Origin of the sequence: Serratia sp. JSRIV006 (assembly GCF_019968685.1) — a bacterium.
GTDB classification, from domain to species: domain Bacteria; phylum Pseudomonadota; class Gammaproteobacteria; order Enterobacterales; family Enterobacteriaceae; genus Chania; species Chania fonticola_B.
The window spans coordinates 1985915-2003530 of sequence record NZ_CP074137.1 but is presented as its reverse complement, the minus strand read 5'-3'; the positions used below and the strand labels follow the sequence as shown (position 1 = coordinate 2003530).

At 42.8% G+C, this 17616-nt stretch carries 13 protein-coding genes; all 13 read right to left on the bottom strand.

Going from position 1 to position 17616, the window contains the following annotated elements:
• The gene (locus KGP16_RS09265; protein WP_223501210.1) at nt 1–3102 is read right to left on the bottom strand and encodes a glycosyltransferase; all 3102 of its coding nucleotides are present in this window, start codon (nt 3100–3102) and stop codon (nt 1–3) included.
• A 5-nt stretch (nt 3103–3107) separates the two neighbouring features.
• Nucleotides 3108–4520: an FkbM family methyltransferase gene (locus KGP16_RS09260; RefSeq protein ID WP_223501209.1), complete on the bottom strand. Its 1413-nt coding sequence runs from the start codon at nt 4518–4520 to the stop codon at nt 3108–3110.
• Complete coding sequence (locus KGP16_RS09255; RefSeq protein WP_223501208.1) at nt 4517–5740, bottom strand: ABC transporter ATP-binding protein; 1224 nt, start codon at nt 5738–5740, stop codon at nt 4517–4519. Before KGP16_RS09255 ends, KGP16_RS09260 begins: the two co-directional genes overlap by 4 nt.
• Nucleotides 5740–6534 (bottom strand): ABC transporter permease, encoded by a 795-nt coding sequence (locus KGP16_RS09250; RefSeq protein ID WP_223501207.1) that lies wholly within the window; start codon nt 6532–6534, stop codon nt 5740–5742. The genes KGP16_RS09255 and KGP16_RS09250 overlap by 1 nt, the downstream gene beginning before the upstream one ends.
• On the bottom strand, nt 6527–7906 hold the full coding sequence (gene cpsG / locus KGP16_RS09245) for a phosphomannomutase CpsG (protein WP_223501205.1): 1380 nt from the start codon (nt 7904–7906) through the stop codon (nt 6527–6529). The genes KGP16_RS09250 and cpsG overlap by 8 nt, the downstream gene beginning before the upstream one ends.
• 14 nt (nt 7907–7920) lie before the next feature.
• Complete coding sequence (locus tag KGP16_RS09240) at nt 7921–9330, bottom strand: mannose-1-phosphate guanylyltransferase/mannose-6-phosphate isomerase (protein ID WP_199063809.1); 1410 nt, start codon at nt 9328–9330, stop codon at nt 7921–7923.
• Between the two features lie 665 nt (nt 9331–9995).
• Complete coding sequence (galE, locus tag KGP16_RS09235) at nt 9996–11018, bottom strand: UDP-glucose 4-epimerase GalE (RefSeq protein WP_223501204.1); 1023 nt, start codon at nt 11016–11018, stop codon at nt 9996–9998.
• Nucleotides 11019–11430: 412 nt separating this feature from the next.
• Nucleotides 11431–11808, bottom strand: a complete 378-nt coding sequence (locus KGP16_RS27585) for an SGNH hydrolase domain-containing protein (RefSeq protein ID WP_256461126.1) — start codon at nt 11806–11808, stop codon at nt 11431–11433.
• Between the two features lie 4 nt (nt 11809–11812).
• The gene (locus tag KGP16_RS09230) at nt 11813–13387 is read right to left on the bottom strand and encodes an acyltransferase family protein (protein ID WP_256461125.1); all 1575 of its coding nucleotides are present in this window, start codon (nt 13385–13387) and stop codon (nt 11813–11815) included.
• 352 nt (nt 13388–13739) lie between these two features.
• Nucleotides 13740–14627, bottom strand: a complete 888-nt coding sequence (gene rfbA, locus KGP16_RS09225) for a glucose-1-phosphate thymidylyltransferase RfbA (RefSeq protein WP_223501203.1) — start codon at nt 14625–14627, stop codon at nt 13740–13742.
• Nucleotides 14628–14647: 20 nt separating this feature from the next.
• Nucleotides 14648–15712: a dTDP-glucose 4,6-dehydratase gene (gene rfbB / locus KGP16_RS09220; protein ID WP_223501202.1), complete on the bottom strand. Its 1065-nt coding sequence runs from the start codon at nt 15710–15712 to the stop codon at nt 14648–14650.
• Between the two features lie 183 nt (nt 15713–15895).
• On the bottom strand, nt 15896–17026 hold the full coding sequence (locus KGP16_RS09215) for a TDP-N-acetylfucosamine:lipid II N-acetylfucosaminyltransferase (RefSeq protein ID WP_223501201.1): 1131 nt from the start codon (nt 17024–17026) through the stop codon (nt 15896–15898).
• Between the two features lie 26 nt (nt 17027–17052).
• Nucleotides 17053–17616: an acyltransferase gene (locus KGP16_RS09210; protein WP_223501200.1), complete on the bottom strand. Its 564-nt coding sequence runs from the start codon at nt 17614–17616 to the stop codon at nt 17053–17055.

Below are 17616 nucleotides of genomic sequence, written 5' to 3'. Positions count from 1 at the left end.
TTACGCATCCAACAATGCTGCCATCCACTGAGGCACAGGTTCATTTTCTCTATCAAAACCTAGCAGCAGATTTTCTTTAAAGCCTGAAGTAATAGCGTAATGTCTCTCTTGTAAAAAAAGCTCATGGTACTTATCCGGGTGTTTGCGGTAAAGCAGAACATCCTTCTGGAAGAAACGAGCACGGATTACCGCTGACTCCCGCTCTTTTGAACGTAATTGAGCCGGATGAAATACATCAACATCCCTTGCATAAGGCACTGCACCTAACTGCTGCATTCTCCAGCCAAAGTCCGTATCCTCACGAAAATGTGGGTGGTCAAATTGCAAATCAAATCCGCCCAAATAATTGAATACAGAACTTCTTACCAGCAGATTTGCCGTCATGAAGCCAATACTTTCAAAACCAACATTGGTGACCGGACGCCAATTATCATCACCCAAATGATCTGAAGTGATCATGCCTTCAATACCAACAACACCTTCTAGCTCAAAATACTTCCGTGCATTGGCTAACCAGTTAGGACCAGGGCGACAATCATCATCGGTGAAGGCGATGATCTTCCCTTGAGCCAACATCGCCCCCGTATTCCTCGCGCGTACCGCACCTTTCACCGGAGAGTGGTAGTAACACAGCGGGAAACCGAAATCACGCTCACGCTCTGACCACGGGCTCTCACTTTGATCGATGATAATGACCTCAAAATCTCGCTCTACCTGCTTTTGCAGATATCCCACCAACTCCTGGAGCTGATCGGGCCTTTCGTAGCTCGGGATCACCACAGAGAAATGCGGTTGCGGCTGGTTTGCCAACTGAGCCCTAGAAGCAAACATTTGGCCTACAACATCTGAGATTCGCTCCCAGGCATAACTGTTTTCAACGCAAACACGTGCTGCAGAGCCAATGGCTTTACTGGTTTGCACATCAAAGAGAGAACGGATAGCCGTAGCGAACGCCTGTTCTGTCGGTTCAACCACCAGCATGGCATTAAGCCCACCGGTATCAATACCACGCGCACCAATTTGGGTGGTTACAGTCGGCATTGCCATTGACATAAAGTCAAACATCTTGATATTGGTGCCAGAGCCAGAAAACATCGGGTTCACAGCCATATCTGCCGCAGATAGCCATAACGCTTTATCTTCTTCACTCAACATGCCAGTCACACGCACATTACCGTGACTCACTTTTTCAACTGCCGCTCCGACCCCACCGGCGATAACAAAGGTGACATCAGGAACAACTGCAGCAAGCGACCCCATAATAAAGTGGGCAGCCTCGACATTTGGACCGTAAGCACTGCCGATAAAAATGGCAATTTTATCATCATTGGTAAAACCAAGTGCTTTTTTGGCTTTGACTCTTTCAGCCTCACCGGGGACATCATTTTTAAACGCCATGACCCCATTGGGGACAACCCGCATTTTTTCTGGCGAGAATTCATAAACCCGGTTGAATCGCAACAAATCCTCTTGAGAGCATGCCAGTATCACATCAGCACGTAGCCCTAGTTGATATTCATCACTAATAACCTGTCGTATAGCGGCTAACTCAGCCTCATTACTCTCATCAAAGAGTTGTGCCCGTAGATAACCCTCAACATTTTGAGAGTCATAGACCACCACTTTTCCTTGCAACAAGTTGGGCTCAATTAATGGATAGACCCACGGATGAGAGAATACGACTACATCTGCCCGTTTAATATTCTCAATGACTTCATTTAAATAATTCGGCGACAAATGCCCTTGCTGACTGAATACCACGTCAATGACAGTTTTGCCCCCCGCTTGGGTCGCCCATTGTTGTGCAGCCAGGTGGTGCTCATCACTCAGGGGGACATTAATTTCTTCCAGACCCGGGCTGAGTTGGTGCTTACGATACTTTTCGCCTGGCCAGTCATATGAACCAACATAGGTGGCCTTAATATCCGTTCCCAAATTATGGTAGAGACCGAGCAGACGCAAACGCCCTCCCCCAATAGGCGGATCAATAGGCTGCATATCCGTGATGAGTACGTTCACAGCTTCTTGCTTCAGAGCTACATCAGGAGCCATTGCCGCAGAAATTAGCTGTTTACCAACGGTAGCCCAAGACATGCCTTGAATTACATCGTATCCCTGTTGCCCCATTGCGGCCGCTTGTGATGTGTTATTGAATAACCATTCAAATCCATCACGCAGACTCTCAGCGGTGGGCTCACAAATTAGCCCGGTTTCTTTATGCTTGACGAAATAAGTCGGTTCACCAGAGTCAGTGCAAGTGATTACCGGCTTACCACTGGCGAATCCTTCCAGTGTGACATAGCCGTAATCTTCTTTCTTTGGCACAAAAGCAACGGCCAGAGAATCAGCATAGTAAGCTAACAACTCTTCATCGCTGAGCCTGCCAACGAACTCAATTCTGTTATCACCAGCAGCCAACGCCTTAAGATCACTTTCCGCTTCACCAATCCCTGAAATAACCAGGCGCATAGGTAACTTGGAGGCTTTTACAGCCTTAATAGCCAAGTCAACCCGCTTCCAAGGGTGAAGCCGCCCTGGAAGGAAAAAGTAGTTGCCGGTTTGTCCTTGTCTGAAACCATTGACACCTAACGGAGGGTGAATGACCTCTGAATGAATACCACGCCACCGATATAGACGATTAGAAACCTCGTGACCAATGGTAAATTTAGCTTTTGCCTTCGAAATCGCCTCAAAATCCCATTGATGCAAAATCGCTCGCTCAGCCATCCGTACAGGATCATTACCCGGGAATGACTCACTGAACATGTCGTCAAATACGCGAACCGTATGTACTAAATACATCACATGGTTAGGGTGATTGACAGCAAAGGTCGGCGTCTTGGTCGAAATAACGGCATCAAAACGCGTCAAATCAAGATCACGGCAATACTGATAGTTATTGCCTATCTGCTCGAAGGAAGACTCGTCTGCAATGACCGACACAATTTCAGCTGCACAGCCAATCTCGAGTAAACCGCCAAGTAGCCCTTGATAAAAGCGCTCGGCCCCACCGACTTCACCTTGCGCCGATTCCGTCGCTAAAACCGCAACGCGTAACCCTTTAAAGTCTTTCAACCCAGTGTATTGATTATGGTATTTCACTGATATCACCCTTGATCCTTATTGACTTCAAGTTCTTTTTTGATCCTTCGGTGCAATTCATCAATACTGAGGGAGTCAGAAGACTTAAACGATGAGAACGTATTGTTTTGCGCCGCTAAAACATCTTTTGCAGAAAACGCAGTATTTGGGCTACTCCCCAACAACATTCTGAGGTAAAGATTGCGTAGCGCGTTATACAAACCTAATTTTTTAGAGGTACGCACTACCAGCATTCTTAATCTTGGGTTTTGATTGGCGATCCGGGATAGCTTTCTCAGGCCCCGTTTCAGCAGCCCAGTGCTTGATGCTTGAGATGAAGGAGCATTTCTATTTTTCAAACGCCCTAACAAACGAACCGGAGAACTTATGCGCCACGAAGTACTGCAGTAGATTTGATCGAAGTGTTTGCGCATCTGTTCGAGCTCTTGTTCTTGAGCATAGATGCGTTCATTGGCCGCGTCATACGCCTGAGATAGCGCGCTATAGGCCGTATGTACTCGTTCATTCTCTGCGGTTAAGGAAGAAGTTTTGTGGATCAGATCCTGATATTTTTCTGTGTGATTTAAACGGCCAGATACTTCCTCTAAGCCAACAGCCACTCCATCAAGCTTATCATTAAGCTTGTCATTTTTATCATTTAGCAGCGTGAGTATTTTAGCCAAAGTGCCATTATATTCTTGCTTGTAATTAGCCAACTCTTGACTAAGGGCTTCAGCGTTTTTCAACGCAATATACTCATTGTACGTTTGGTAGTCATCAAAAACACTAGGAGGATATTTAAGTGACGCGACCAGATCCTGATGCTCAAGGGAGACATAAAAACGATTAAGTCCGTCAGCATAAGCAAAGAGATAGTTATTTTCAATGAGCAGTTCTTCAACTTCCGAGTGCGTTTCAATCTGCGTATTGGGGAAGGTGGACTCAACCACCACTACCCATGGCCGAAACTTATCCCAATCATTGCCTTTTAAAACAGCAATTTCCAAGCCTTCGACATCAACCTTCAAGAAGTGGATATTTTCTGGCTGATATTCCTCACAGACATCGGCTAATGTTCTTACCGTAACCTGATGCCATTGACCGTTATGCCCTTCGGCCTCATGCGCTTTGGCAACTTCTTTATCAAGAGTCGCCCAACCGCGAATATCACACTCCCAGATTTCCAACTGGCCAGAACATTCATTTAACGCACAATTAAGGTTTATATCTTCAGGCCGATCGGCGACAAGTTCATTGAAGTGACCAAGAATAGGCTCAACATTGATGCCACGCCAACCCAAGTTATAAAATGAGCGAGTTACGGAATCGATAATGGGATCATTTGCTCCCACATCGATATAAAAACCGTTCTCCACATTTTTAAGGGCCTTCCAAAGCACCACATCCTCTAAATTCTGCGCATATGAAATAAAACTCATTTTTGATGAATCCCTATTTTTGGATCTAACCACGTCAGCCCGACAAAATTGGCCTTATCAATATTCACAACGTTAAAAAGCAATGCCAAATCACGCCACTCATAATTATTAACTAAATGAGTATCAGTACTTACCAACGCGGTTTGTACGGAGTAGCTGCCGGGGCCAAGGTTCGCGTCAAAGCTGAAATCGTAAACCAACGTTGTACCAGCTTTAACATTCTCAATAACGCTCTTTTTCAAGTCTGTATTTGTGCCATACAGCACTTGACCTAAACGATCTTTAATACCATATCCTAAAACTAATCGCGGAATATCTTTATTAACTTTAACTTCGATATGCAAGGTCACCGCTTGACCTACGTTAACAAACTCAACCTTCCGCTTATCGCTATCCTGTAAGGATATTTCGGAGACTTCGGCCTCCCCAGTTCCGGAAATGGTTTGAACCTTTCCTTCAGCGGTAACTTTTTGCTCAACTTTTTGATTCTGTTTAGCAGCCAATAATGCATTATAATAATCCATTACGGCTTCAGGTTCGCCTTCCATCTCAATACGGCCGGCATTAAGAAGAATTGCCCGATCGCAGATACTTTGTATGGCTTGTTTATCATGAGAAACGATTAACAGCGTGGTTCCTTGCCGACGAAATTCACGTATTCTTTCAAAACTTTTATGTTGAAAGTAATCATCACCAACGGAAAGCGCTTCATCAACAATCAGAACATCCGGCCTGATGGCCGTTGCCACGCTAAACGCCAAACGCATCTGCATGCCACTGGAATAGACTCTTACCGGGCTATCAAGATATTCACCAATCTCTGCGAATGCTTCAATCTCCGGCATCAAACTGGAAATTTCATCCCCATGCAACCCCAGCAATTGCCCCGCCATATACACGTTTTGACGGCCAGTAAAATCTGGGTGAAACCCCATACCTAACTCTAATAATGCGGCAACACGCCCAGAAATATGGATATGCCCTTTAGTAGGTTGGCTGGTACCGGTGATCATCTTGAGTAATGTGCTTTTACCCGCACCATTGATACCAATAATACCAACAGCTTCGCCAGGATTTACGGTGAAATTGATATCCTGCAGTACCCATTTCAACTGATGCTTTACGACATTACCAGGGCAGAACCACTCTATAAGACGCGCCCAGCGATTAGGATATTGTTTAAATGCCTTCCCAATATTACTTACACTGATAGTACTCATTAAAGTTCATCCACCATTTCTGCCGCACGCTTTTGGAATAGGCGCATCCCAAAAATGCAAAGCAACACGCCAATGATTGCTGCGGGCAAAATCCCATACCAATCAGGCAACTCACCTTTGACCAAGACCGTTTGGCAAGCCATGACGACCCCCGCCAGCGGATTGTACTCAATAAAACCGCGGAAATTTTCCGGTAAAATAGTTACCGAGTAAACGATCGGAGTAAGCCAGAACCAAAACTGTAAAAAGATACCAAAAAACTGCCCGACATCACTAAAGAAAACGTTGAGGACACCAATCGTCAAACCGAGCCCAATAGCAAAAAGAATCAAAACGGCAATAACGGGTATTAGTGAGAGTATTACCCAACCAGGGAAATAACCGCTAATTATTAAAAAAACACAAAAGATGAAAGATACAATAAAGAAGTTTAGCAGCGAGCTTCCAACGATGATTGTAGGAATGCATATCCGCGGAAAATTAATCTTCTTAAGCAGATTGCCATTATCAACGAACATAACCTGTGATCGAGAAATTATTTCAGCAAATAAACCCCAACTTAAAATACCAGCACAGAGATAGATACTATAAGCAAATGTATGATCTACGCCAGGTAATTTGGCCCGCATTATTTGAGAGAAAATAACCGTATAAATAACAATCATAGCCAAAGGATTCAGGACATTCCATACGGCCCCTAACAATGAATTTCTATATTTAGTTTGAAACTCACGTTTAATACTACCCAAAATAAAGCTACGGTATTGCCATAGCCCTTTTATCATATTAAACATTGTTAGTCCCTTTGATGATAGCTTCAATCTCTTTAACTTTCTTTGATACTATATTTCTATCACTCTTGGCTTCAACATTAAGCCTTAGCAAGGCTTCGGTATTAGAGCAGCGAACGTTAAAACGCCAATCATGGAACTCAATTGAAAGACCATCAGTTTTATCAACAACTGCATTATGCCCATAAATAATTTCTATTTCTTTTAGCAGGCTTTCGGCGCTGGTGACTTTATAATTGATCTCCCCGCTACACGGGTACTGGGTAATACGTTCCCCAACCAACTGGCTCAACGTCCTTCCTTTAACCGAAAGAAAACTTGCTACCAACAACCATGGGATCATCCCACTATCACAGTAGGCAAAATCACGGAAGTAGTGATGAGCACTCATTTCCCCGCCATAAACGGCATCTTCTTTACGCATACGCTCTTTGATAAACGCATGACCGGTCTTAGACATTACCGCTGTACCACCAGCCTGGCTGACAATATCAATGGTATTCCAGGATAGACGAGGGTCATGAATAATTTTCGCGCCTGGGGTAGTTTGCAGGAATGCTTCCGCCAATAAACCAACGATATAGTAGCCTTCAATGAAGGTTGCGTTTTCATCAAATAGGAAACAGCGATCGAAATCGCCATCAAACGCGATCCCCATATCAGCCTGGTGCTCCAATACCGCTTTTGCGGTATCAGCACGACACTCTGGCAACAAAGGGTTGGGAATGCCATTTGGGAATTGGCCGTCCGGCTGGTTATGCACCTTAACAAAGGAAACAGGCACATTATCTTGCTTGAAACGCCGTTCGATCTCATCGATCACATGGCCGGCAGCACCATTCCCTGAGTTGATCACCAATTTCATTGGGCTTAGCGTCTTGGTATCAATGTACCCTAGCAGATGATCGACATAATCATTCAGAATAGAGATCTGCTGATAGCTACCACGTTTGCTTTCATCAACCGGAGCGAAATTATTCACTTCGGCCAATTCCTTAATCGCAAACAGGCCTGTGTCGCCACTGATAGGCTGCGCATTCTCGCGAACCAGCTTCATCCCATTATAATTCATAGGGTTGTGGCTTGCTGTAACTTCGATCCCACCATCCATATTGAGATGGAATGTAGCAAAGTAAACTTCCTCTGTCCCACTTAACCCAATGTCAAAAACATCTGCACCAGCATCACGCAGGCCGTTAGCCAGAGCCAATTTTAATGCTTCACTCGTTAAGCGCACATCGCCCCCCACGATTATGCGCTTTGGCTTTAAATATTCGCCATAGGCTCGCCCAATACGGTAAGCAATATCTTCGTTTAACTCTTCACCAAGTTGACCGCGAATATCATAAGCCTTAAAGCATGTTAAACAGTTCATTAAAACCTCAAAAATTAGCAACGCCCGTAGTGATCTTTAATGCGGATAACGTCATCGTCCCCAAGATAAGAGCCAGACTGAATCTCAATCAATTCTAGCGGAATGTTACCTGGGTTTTCTAAACGATGGATAACCGCAACTGGGATGAATGTTGACTGATTCTCGGTAATCAAGAACGTCTTGTCGCCAGTAGTCACTCTCGCAGTGCCGGAAAGCACGACCCAATGCTCAGCGCGATGGTGGTGCATTTGCAAAGAGAACGCCTCACCCGGATTCACAGTAATACGATTGACGTTAAAGCGTTTCTCGGCGACCAAAATGTCGCAACGGCCCCATGGACGATACACCTCACGATGACGACGGTATTCACTACGCTTGTTCTTCTTCAGATGTTCAACAATCTTTTTAACATCTTGAACCTTGGATCTATCTACTACCAACACGGCATCTTTGGTGTTAACAATCACCAGGTTTTCTACACCTACAGCAGCGACCAGCTTCTCGTCAGTATTGATGTAGCAGTCACGGGAGTCATAGAGGAAAGTATCCCCAGTTAGCGCATTACCCGCCGAGTCTTTCTTGCTTACTTCCCACAACGCCGACCAAGATCCGACGTCACTCCAACCAGCATCCAAGGGAATGACCACCGCATCGTGAGTCTTCTCCATTACCGCATAGTCAACCGAGTCATCCGGGCAGGCAGAAAACGCATCGCGATCAACATTGATAAAGTTTTTATCGCATTCGGTGTTATCAAGCGCATCACGGCAAGCCGCAAGGATATCTGGGCGGAATTTCTCCAGCTCTTCCAGATAGCGCTTGGCACGAAACATGAACATGCCGCTATTCCAGTAGTATTCACCGGTCTCGATATAGCTTTGTGCCGTCTCGCTGTCAGGCTTCTCTACAAACCGTTGAACAGGCGCAGCCACCGATCCATTCTTACATTCCCCACGTTGAATATACCCGTAACCCGTTTCAGGCCCGGTGGGGACGATACCAAAAGTGACCAGACTCTTTGCAGCCGCATGTGGCAGTGCCAGGTCAATGGCACGATGGAATGCTTCGACATCGTTGATAATGTGGTCGGCCGCCAACACCAACATGATAGGGTCATTGCCCTGAGCAATGGCATTCAATGCTGCCAGTGCGATCGCTGGAGCCGTATTGCGCCCTACCGGTTCCAAAATGATGTTATGCGATAACATGTCGATCTGCCGAAGTTGTTCAGCAACCATAAAGCGGTGATCTTCGTTACAGATTACAACAGGCTCACTGACGCCGACACCATCAAGCCGCTTTAACGTTTCTTGCAGCATTGAATGGATGCTATGCAAACGCAGAAATTGCTTGGGATGGAGTTCACGGGACATTGGCCATAAACGACTGCCAGTGCCGCCTGCCATAATTACGGGTAGTAACATTATTTATCCTTTATTACGTTAAGCTAAAAAGCTTTAAGTAATACAATCACTTAATAAAAATACGCCAATCGCAGTCTTTAACTCGCTTTCTTAGGTCATCACTCAGTCTTAATCCTCTTGGCAGTCAGTATGTCATTATTCCGATTTTAACCCAAACCGTCATACTTTGTTACATCATGAAGTATAATGGTTGATTGTAGAGGCGAGGTCAAAAAACAACCAAAAAGCCATTTTACTCACTGCCAGATCAAAAAAGCACGCTACCGCCCTTGGCTCAACAGCTACCAATAGACTGAAAATAAAGTATAAATTTTACGTTTTGTCCAATCCATACGCTAAGTTAAGCATACAACAAGGCACACGATCATTACTTAAACGCGTACTTGTGCCCATTGGACGAGATTTTTGTTGCGTATGCTACCACCTAAGCGGACAAAACACCTGTACATTGTCCACTCTTTCAGTTTAATCTGAAGACGGTTGTTGGTTTATTGAGCTAACCGCCTGCTCTATCAGCAAATTTATTTTATATCAATTAATTAAGATCGAAAAAATCCCTAAACGCTGTAACAAAGCCTGCAAATAGATAGTCGCCTTATCATTGTAAGGGCGAAAAAAAAGCCCACGAATGGGCTTTTTAGAATGCACAATACTAAAGAATTTTCTTAGTTTTTACTAGCATAACCTTGAGGATTGTTCTTCTGCCAGTTCCAGGTATCACGCATCATTTCATCGATACCACGACTCACCTCCCAGCCCAATTCTTGGCGAGCCAAGTTGGCGTCAGCCCAGAATGCTGGCAAATCACCATCGCGGCGCGGCAAGATCTGATAAGGGATAGCGACACCGGAGGCTTTCTCGAAAGCATGCACCATCTCCAGCACCGAGAACCCAACACCAGCTCCCAGATTATAAGCTTTGAACCCTTCGACCTTCTTCAGATGATCCATGGCCATCAGGTGGCCTTCCGCCAGATCCATCACATGAATGTAGTCACGCACACCGGTACCGTCTTTCGTTGGATAATCACCGCCGAAAACACCCAGTTTCTCCAGCTTGCCAATAGCAACCTGCGAGATGTATGGCAACAGGTTATTAGGGATGCCATTGGGATCTTCACCGATCAGGCCAGACTCATGGGCGCCAACTGGGTTGAAGTAACGTAAAGCGATAATCGAAAACTGCGGCTCTGCCTTGGCGAAGTCCTGCAGGATTTGCTCAACCATCAGTTTGGATGTGCCATACGGACTAGTCGTACCGCCAATAGGTGTGGTTTCAACATAAGGTACTGGAGAGTTAGCACCATAAACAGTGGCTGAGGAACTGAAGATAAACTGATGAACTCCAGCACGACGCATCTCATCCAGGAGCACAAGGGTGCCAGAGACGTTGTTCTGATAATATTCTAACGGTTTGCGGGTGGACTCCCCTACCGCCTTGAGGCCAGCAAAGTGGATCACCGCCGAGATATGGTGACCATCGAAGATACGGTTCAGACACTCCGGATCTTGAATGTCGCCTTGGTAGAAGATGGCTGCTTTGCCTGTTAGCTGCTCCACACGGTGCAGTGACTCTTCGGATGAGTTCGAGAGGTTGTCTAGGACGACAACCTCTTCTCCACGTTCAAGCAGGGCCAGAACGGTGTGGGAACCTATGTAGCCGGCTCCGCCGGTGACTAGAATTGCCATTGTTACCCCTTTTGTGCGCGCTGGCGCGCATAGAATCAGAAACCTGTAGCCTTCTATTCTACTCATTAAAAGTTTAGCGACTAGCAGGTTTGGCAAAATCCTCTGCCTAGGAACCACATTCAGCCATATTAAACATAGTTAAAAGGGATGAGTCTAACAGAGCACTTATTTTGATGTAACAACAGATTTTACCTTTCTGAAAAGAACAAGCAGCTAAACTATCATCGTTTATAAATGGTAAACGCCAATCATACATGAAGCAACTCTGTTACTCATACACATCATAGAGTAAAAAACCACATTATTGGCATCAAAACATGAAATTATAATCTAAGATTTACTAGCCAAAAGAAACATAACAAACAATTCCTAAAATAAACAACCCCAGTAGAAATAATGCCCCTTTAAGTTTTCAGAAAATTTTCTGAAACATAGGGACCAAAATTTTATTACCATACTCACTTAAATGGTCATCATCGTAATAAATAGGTCTACCATCATGCATACTTCCACATATTCCATTTTTGCACAACAGCGGTAATGGATTAAGTATCTTCACGCCACATTTTTTTGCAGCCTTGTCCTGAGCCTCCCAGACAAAGGAATGACGATTCATGTAATCTATTTCGGATAAATAAATATGTGGTGTTTCCTTGCCAAACATCATCGCTCTAGACAACGTTTTTGGAACATCAGACATCATCTCCGGAATAGGACGAACTATAAACACTGGGTGAGTTGAAGCAATTTCACACACAGTATCAATAAGTCCCTTTTCAAATTCACTCAAAAATTCAGGAGTTGGTGTACGGAAAAACAGACGTGAAGTAGACGATTGGCCTATTCATCTTTTCTAGAATGTTATGTTGTCCAAATGCATATGCTGAAGTTCTGTTTATGATGACCACAGGAATGGATTTATCCATAGTGGCCAACTTCTTTTTTTCCCACTGATTGTACTCAAAGCAATGCTGGTTATCAGGAGCTTCTCCTGGAATAACCTTTGCACTATAAATAGTTGGGCAATTAGCATAAGTCAGGTCTAATACACCATAACTCTTTGATGGAAGTGCAGCTTGTACCGCAGTTGTCATGGCGTCAGCGTGGCTATCACCAACAACAATAGCCTTGATATCACTTCCCCCGTATACACAAGCATTAGAGGTTGTACCTGATGTCGAGAAACACTTATCCCGGCTAGGTTTGATGTTGTAGCTTTCGTTTGCGATAAGATCAATCTTCGCGGGGACGCGGCTTACAAAATTAACTTTATAGATGGCGAGTGATGCTGCGCTGATGATCACCATGCATAGAACTATTGTTAATACGTTCCCCCATGGTGTTTGTTTTGATAGCCTTCTGCGTGCTGGGTTTTCAATCAGGTGCAGGGATAGTTCGCCAAGCACGAGGCTGACGATGATCCCGATAACTATCCACTGCCACTGGTGTGCAGTTTCAGTATATGTCAACAAAACCACTACCGGCCAATGCCAAAGATATATCGAATAGGACGATACACCTAGTCGTTCGGCAATGAAATTGGATGTAAATATTGAGTTTTGACGGCCAGCCCCCAGGACGAGCATCGCCCCTATAACAGGAACTGCTGCATACAGACCCGGCCACGCAAGTGAAGGGCTAAAAAGCACAATTGACGCACTTATTAAAATAAAGCCAAGAAGTTCGATCTGTTTTGCTTTTGGCGCTGAAATTGTAGCATTACGAGTACCCCACCAGACCGCACCGCCAGCCAGCATTTCCCATGCACGGGTAGGCAATAAGAAAAATGCAGCTGCAGGCGTTTTAAAGGCCAGATAGCTTGACAGTGCAAAGGAAAGAATACAGCCAGCAAAAATAACAAACTTAATCCCATTTTTTTTCCAGAAATGCCACATTACCATGAAAGCAATCGGTAATATCAAATAGAACTGCCATTCAACGGATAAAGACCAGGTATGAAGTAGCCACTTTTCATGGGATGCAGCGTCGAAGTATCCAGCCTCCCTCCAAAACTTGATATTTGAAATGAAGAAAATAGCTGATAGTGTATGGATAGAGAGCGTTTTATAATCTGCTGTGGGGAGCCAAAACCAACCCAAGGCCAATAGGCACAGACACAAGGCAACGAGTGCTGGTATGATCCTTCTGGCTCGCGCAAGGTAAAACTTCCATATTGAAAACTTGTCTGCTTCAAGCCCGTTGACGATGATTTTTGTCATAAGGAAGCCAGAGATGACAAAGAATACGTCTACACCGACAAACCCACCGCCGAAGCAAGGGATGCCAAAATGGAACAAAACAACAGCAATGACAGCCCAAGCTCTGAGTCCATTGATGTCATGCCTAAAAGCCGTTACATTTGAAGACATAATTTAACTCGATTAGCAAAAAATGAATATATTGTTGAACACAAAAAAAATGTCATCAAAACTTAAAGTTGGCTAACATTCCTCATCTAATGTTCGGAGGTTATGAGAATGTAATGCCACTCATATACAAATAACGACTGGCATAAAATCATTAAATAAGAGAAGAACACTATAATGACAAAAAATTGAATTTTTAAAATAAATTAGAGTCGAAAAGAAAAAGATATTAGCGAAAATTACAGTCTGGATTATCGTAACTTTATCAATTAAGGATAATTGAAGCATCACATTACGACATTAATAACCTCGTTTTAAAGAGTGCATTAAACCAGACTTGAAATTATATTTACAATTAACTTTTATTTATGTCCGAGCGCTCACCAATAACATGCGATAAATATTGTCCATAAAGCGTTTTTCCTAACAACTTGGCCTCTTCCTCAACTTGCTCACGAGAAAGCCAGCCTTTACGAAATGCAATTTCTTCCAAACAAGCAACTTTAAAACCTTGGCGTTTCTCAATTGTATGAATAAACTGTGACGCTTCAATAAGGCTATCATGAGTACCAGTATCTAACCAAGCGAAACCTCGACCAAGTAATTCAACATTCAACTGACCTGCTTCAAGATACATTTGATTCAGAGTAGTAATCTCTAGTTCGCCACGGTGAGATGGTTTAACATTTTTGGCCATTTCCACCACAGCTGCATCGTAGAAATATAATCCTGTAACAGCCCAGTTCGACTTGGGAGCAGTAGGCTTTTCTTCAAGTGAAAGAGCACTAAACTTTCCGTCAAACTCGACAACACCAAACCGTTCAGGATCCATCACCTGATAACCAAATACCGTAGCACCAACTTCTCGTTTAGCAACGCTTTCAAGTTTCGTGCTGAAACTTTGACCAAAGAAAATATTATCCCCAAGAACCAATGCACATCGTTCTTTATCTATAAATTCTTCACCAATGAGGAAAGCCTGTGCAAGCCCATCTGGACTAGGCTGAATCTCGTAGCTGAGTTTTATTCCGAAGCGACTGCCATCACCAAGTAAGCGTTTAAATGAGGGTATATCATCAGGCGTTGATATGATTAGAATATCTCTGATCCCTGCCAGCATCAGTACAGAGAGCGGATAGTAGATCATTGGTTTATCATAAATAGGGAGTAATTGCTTGGATACACCGCGAGTGATGGGATACAGACGAGTTCCAGACCCACCAGCTAAAACAATTCCTTTCATATTCACTTTCCTAGATTAAATTAACGGGTAAGCGCTAAACGTTCACTTTTGTAGGAGCTATCCTTAACACGACGCCACCATTCTTCATTTGCTAAATACCATTCAACAGTTCTTCGAATTCCACTTTCGAAAGTCTCCTGAGGGCTCCAGCCGAGTTCTCGTTCTATTTTCGAAGCATCAATTGCATAACGCATATCATGTCCGGGACGATCGGTAACAAAGGTGATCAATTCTTCATACATAACTAGGTTACGGGGTTTATTCGGCACCATAACATCCAAAATACGACAGATCGTTTGCACAACTTCAATATTTTTGCGCTCGTTATGGCCACCAATGTTGTACGTTTCACCTACTTCACCGTCACAGACAACTTTGTACAGAGCCCGTGCGTGATCCTCTACATACAGCCAGTCACGCACTTGAGCACCATTGCCATAAATTGGCAATGCTTTACCTTCAAGCGCATTAAGGATGGTTAGCGGGATCAGTTTTTCTGGGAAGTGATAAGGGCCATAGTTATTGGAGCAGTTCGTTACGATCGTTGGCAACCCGTAAGTGCGTAGCCAAGCTCTGACTAGGTGATCGCTTGAAGCTTTAGAAGCAGAATAAGGACTGCTTGGTGCATAAGGTGTGGTTTCAGTGAATAAATCATCGGTACCGTGCAGATCGCCATATACTTCATCAGTCGAAATATGGTGGAAGCGGAAGGTTTTCTTTGCCTGCTCCCCCAAAGTTTGCCAATACTTGCGGGCAGTTTCAAGAAGCGTATAAGTTCCCAAAATATTGGTTTCTATAAAAGCATCAGGACCATCAATAGAGCGATCAACGTGACTCTCAGCAGCCAAGTGCATTACCGCCTCAGGTTGGAATTCGGCAAAAATATGGTCTAACTCGGCTCGATTACAAATATCTAAATGTTCAAACCTGTAACAGTCACTTTGTGCTATCGAGGCTAAAGACTCGAGATTACCTGCATAAGTAAGGCTATCTATGATCAAGATTTGATCTTTAGTTTCGTTAATAATATATCGCGCTAAGGCAGAACCAATAAAACCAGCACCACCGGTAATAAGAATTTTCATATTCCCCCTCAGAGTAGCTACACAATGTGAGCTATCGATTGTCCACACAGTTATTAACTACTAATGACAAACCAATATAATTCCCTACGTAATAACATTGTCTATTAAACATTAACAACAGAGTCATTAATGACTATGATACTTTATGAACTTACAACGCTATTCTTTAGAAATGCTTATAACTTAATTTATTACAACATCGGAATCATTAGATGTCATTATATTAATAAACCTTTCAGTTTTAGAAAATTGAGCCTCAGCGCCCCAAATTGAAAGAATTATGCTTCTATTTTTCGTAACATCGGGTTTTGGTAGTGAATGAACGGTTTTTATATCATCAATACTGTAAATATCAAAACCACTTTCCGATAAAAATGCATATAAAGGATTAGCCTTATCTAAAAAAACGTAAGCACCTACAAACAGGGATATGATAATGTTACCCAGCCCTTGTTGTCTAAGATGATTCATTACAACATAAGGACAATCCTGCAGCAGACTGACATATTCATCGAATGAAACAAAGTCAGTTAATAACTGTAAATCTTCAGATTCAAATGATTCATTAAACAATCTAACAATTATATTTTTATAGCAATTAGTGTCACCATAACTCAGTGGAACCACTATTTTATACCCTGACCCGAAATTGATTACATCTTTAAAAGCATCAATATGATTATTCGTAGGTGTACAACTATTCCCTAAAAGAACCTTTTTACTATCATAATTAACCTTAAGGTCACCTAGCAAATGAAGAGTGTTAACGAAGCCACAATAGTTCCAATCAATATAATTCATTTCGCAATTGAACTTATCTGAAACCAAACTAAACTCGCTGAATAAAACAGGTGAAAAATAATTAATGCTCTTTGGATTAAAGAACACGGAAATCATCCTCTTTATAAAGGCACTCAAAAATGAGTCTGGCTTAGAGTTTCCATAAATATCAATTGCAATTTTTTTTGTGTCAGGTTTTAAAATGTAAAGCTCGTCATTTTCTATGATGTTATAATAATCAAAACCAAAACCTATCCAAGCCCTCTTAACTCTAGCCGAGCTGAATAGGCAGGCTATTTTGGCTGGTTGAGTAAGGGAGTGAAAAATGATTGCGTCAAATTTATTCAGTTTACCAAGTATGCACAACATTAAAAATTTTTGAAAAGAAAATACTTTTATCCGTTTACTTTTGACGAATTCAGGAGTTTTTTTCTTTGATATTACCCAATACTCATTAATATCCTCATTGACAGCATCAAATTGGGCGATCGCATCATCGATGAATTTCTCATCTGCAGCCAAATGTAAAATCATGTTATAGTTAAAGCTCCACTACAAAATTAAAAAAGAACATTTATTTTTTTCTCTAACTCAAGGATATTCATCTTCCTAAGACCGACTATCTTCGCAGGAACTCCTGCATAAATGGTGAATTGATTACAAAATCCTTTTATAAGACTTAATGCTCCGATAGCTACACCAACATCTAATTTAGCACCTGGTAAAATAACAGAACCAGATCCAACAATACAATGTTTCTCTAATGTAACTCCTTGATGGTGAACATTTGTCAAATATGCAGGAACCATTGGGTTTGTCATAAACTCACCGGAATAATCATCAGAACTTGAGTATATACTTACTCTTGATGATATATTGCAGTAATCCTTAATTGTAATAGTTCCTTTTCCAATAATGGAAGTATAAACAGCAATATGTACAAAATCCCCAATTATTACACCATCACTTCCAGCAGATATCACACAGAAATCATCAATCCTAACATTACTACCGATGGTAATATTACTAGTATTGTGGAATGATGCCTTATCCGATATTAATACATTATTACCAAAAGACTTGAACCCGACTTTTTTTAAGTCATTTAAAGATAACCATCCCAC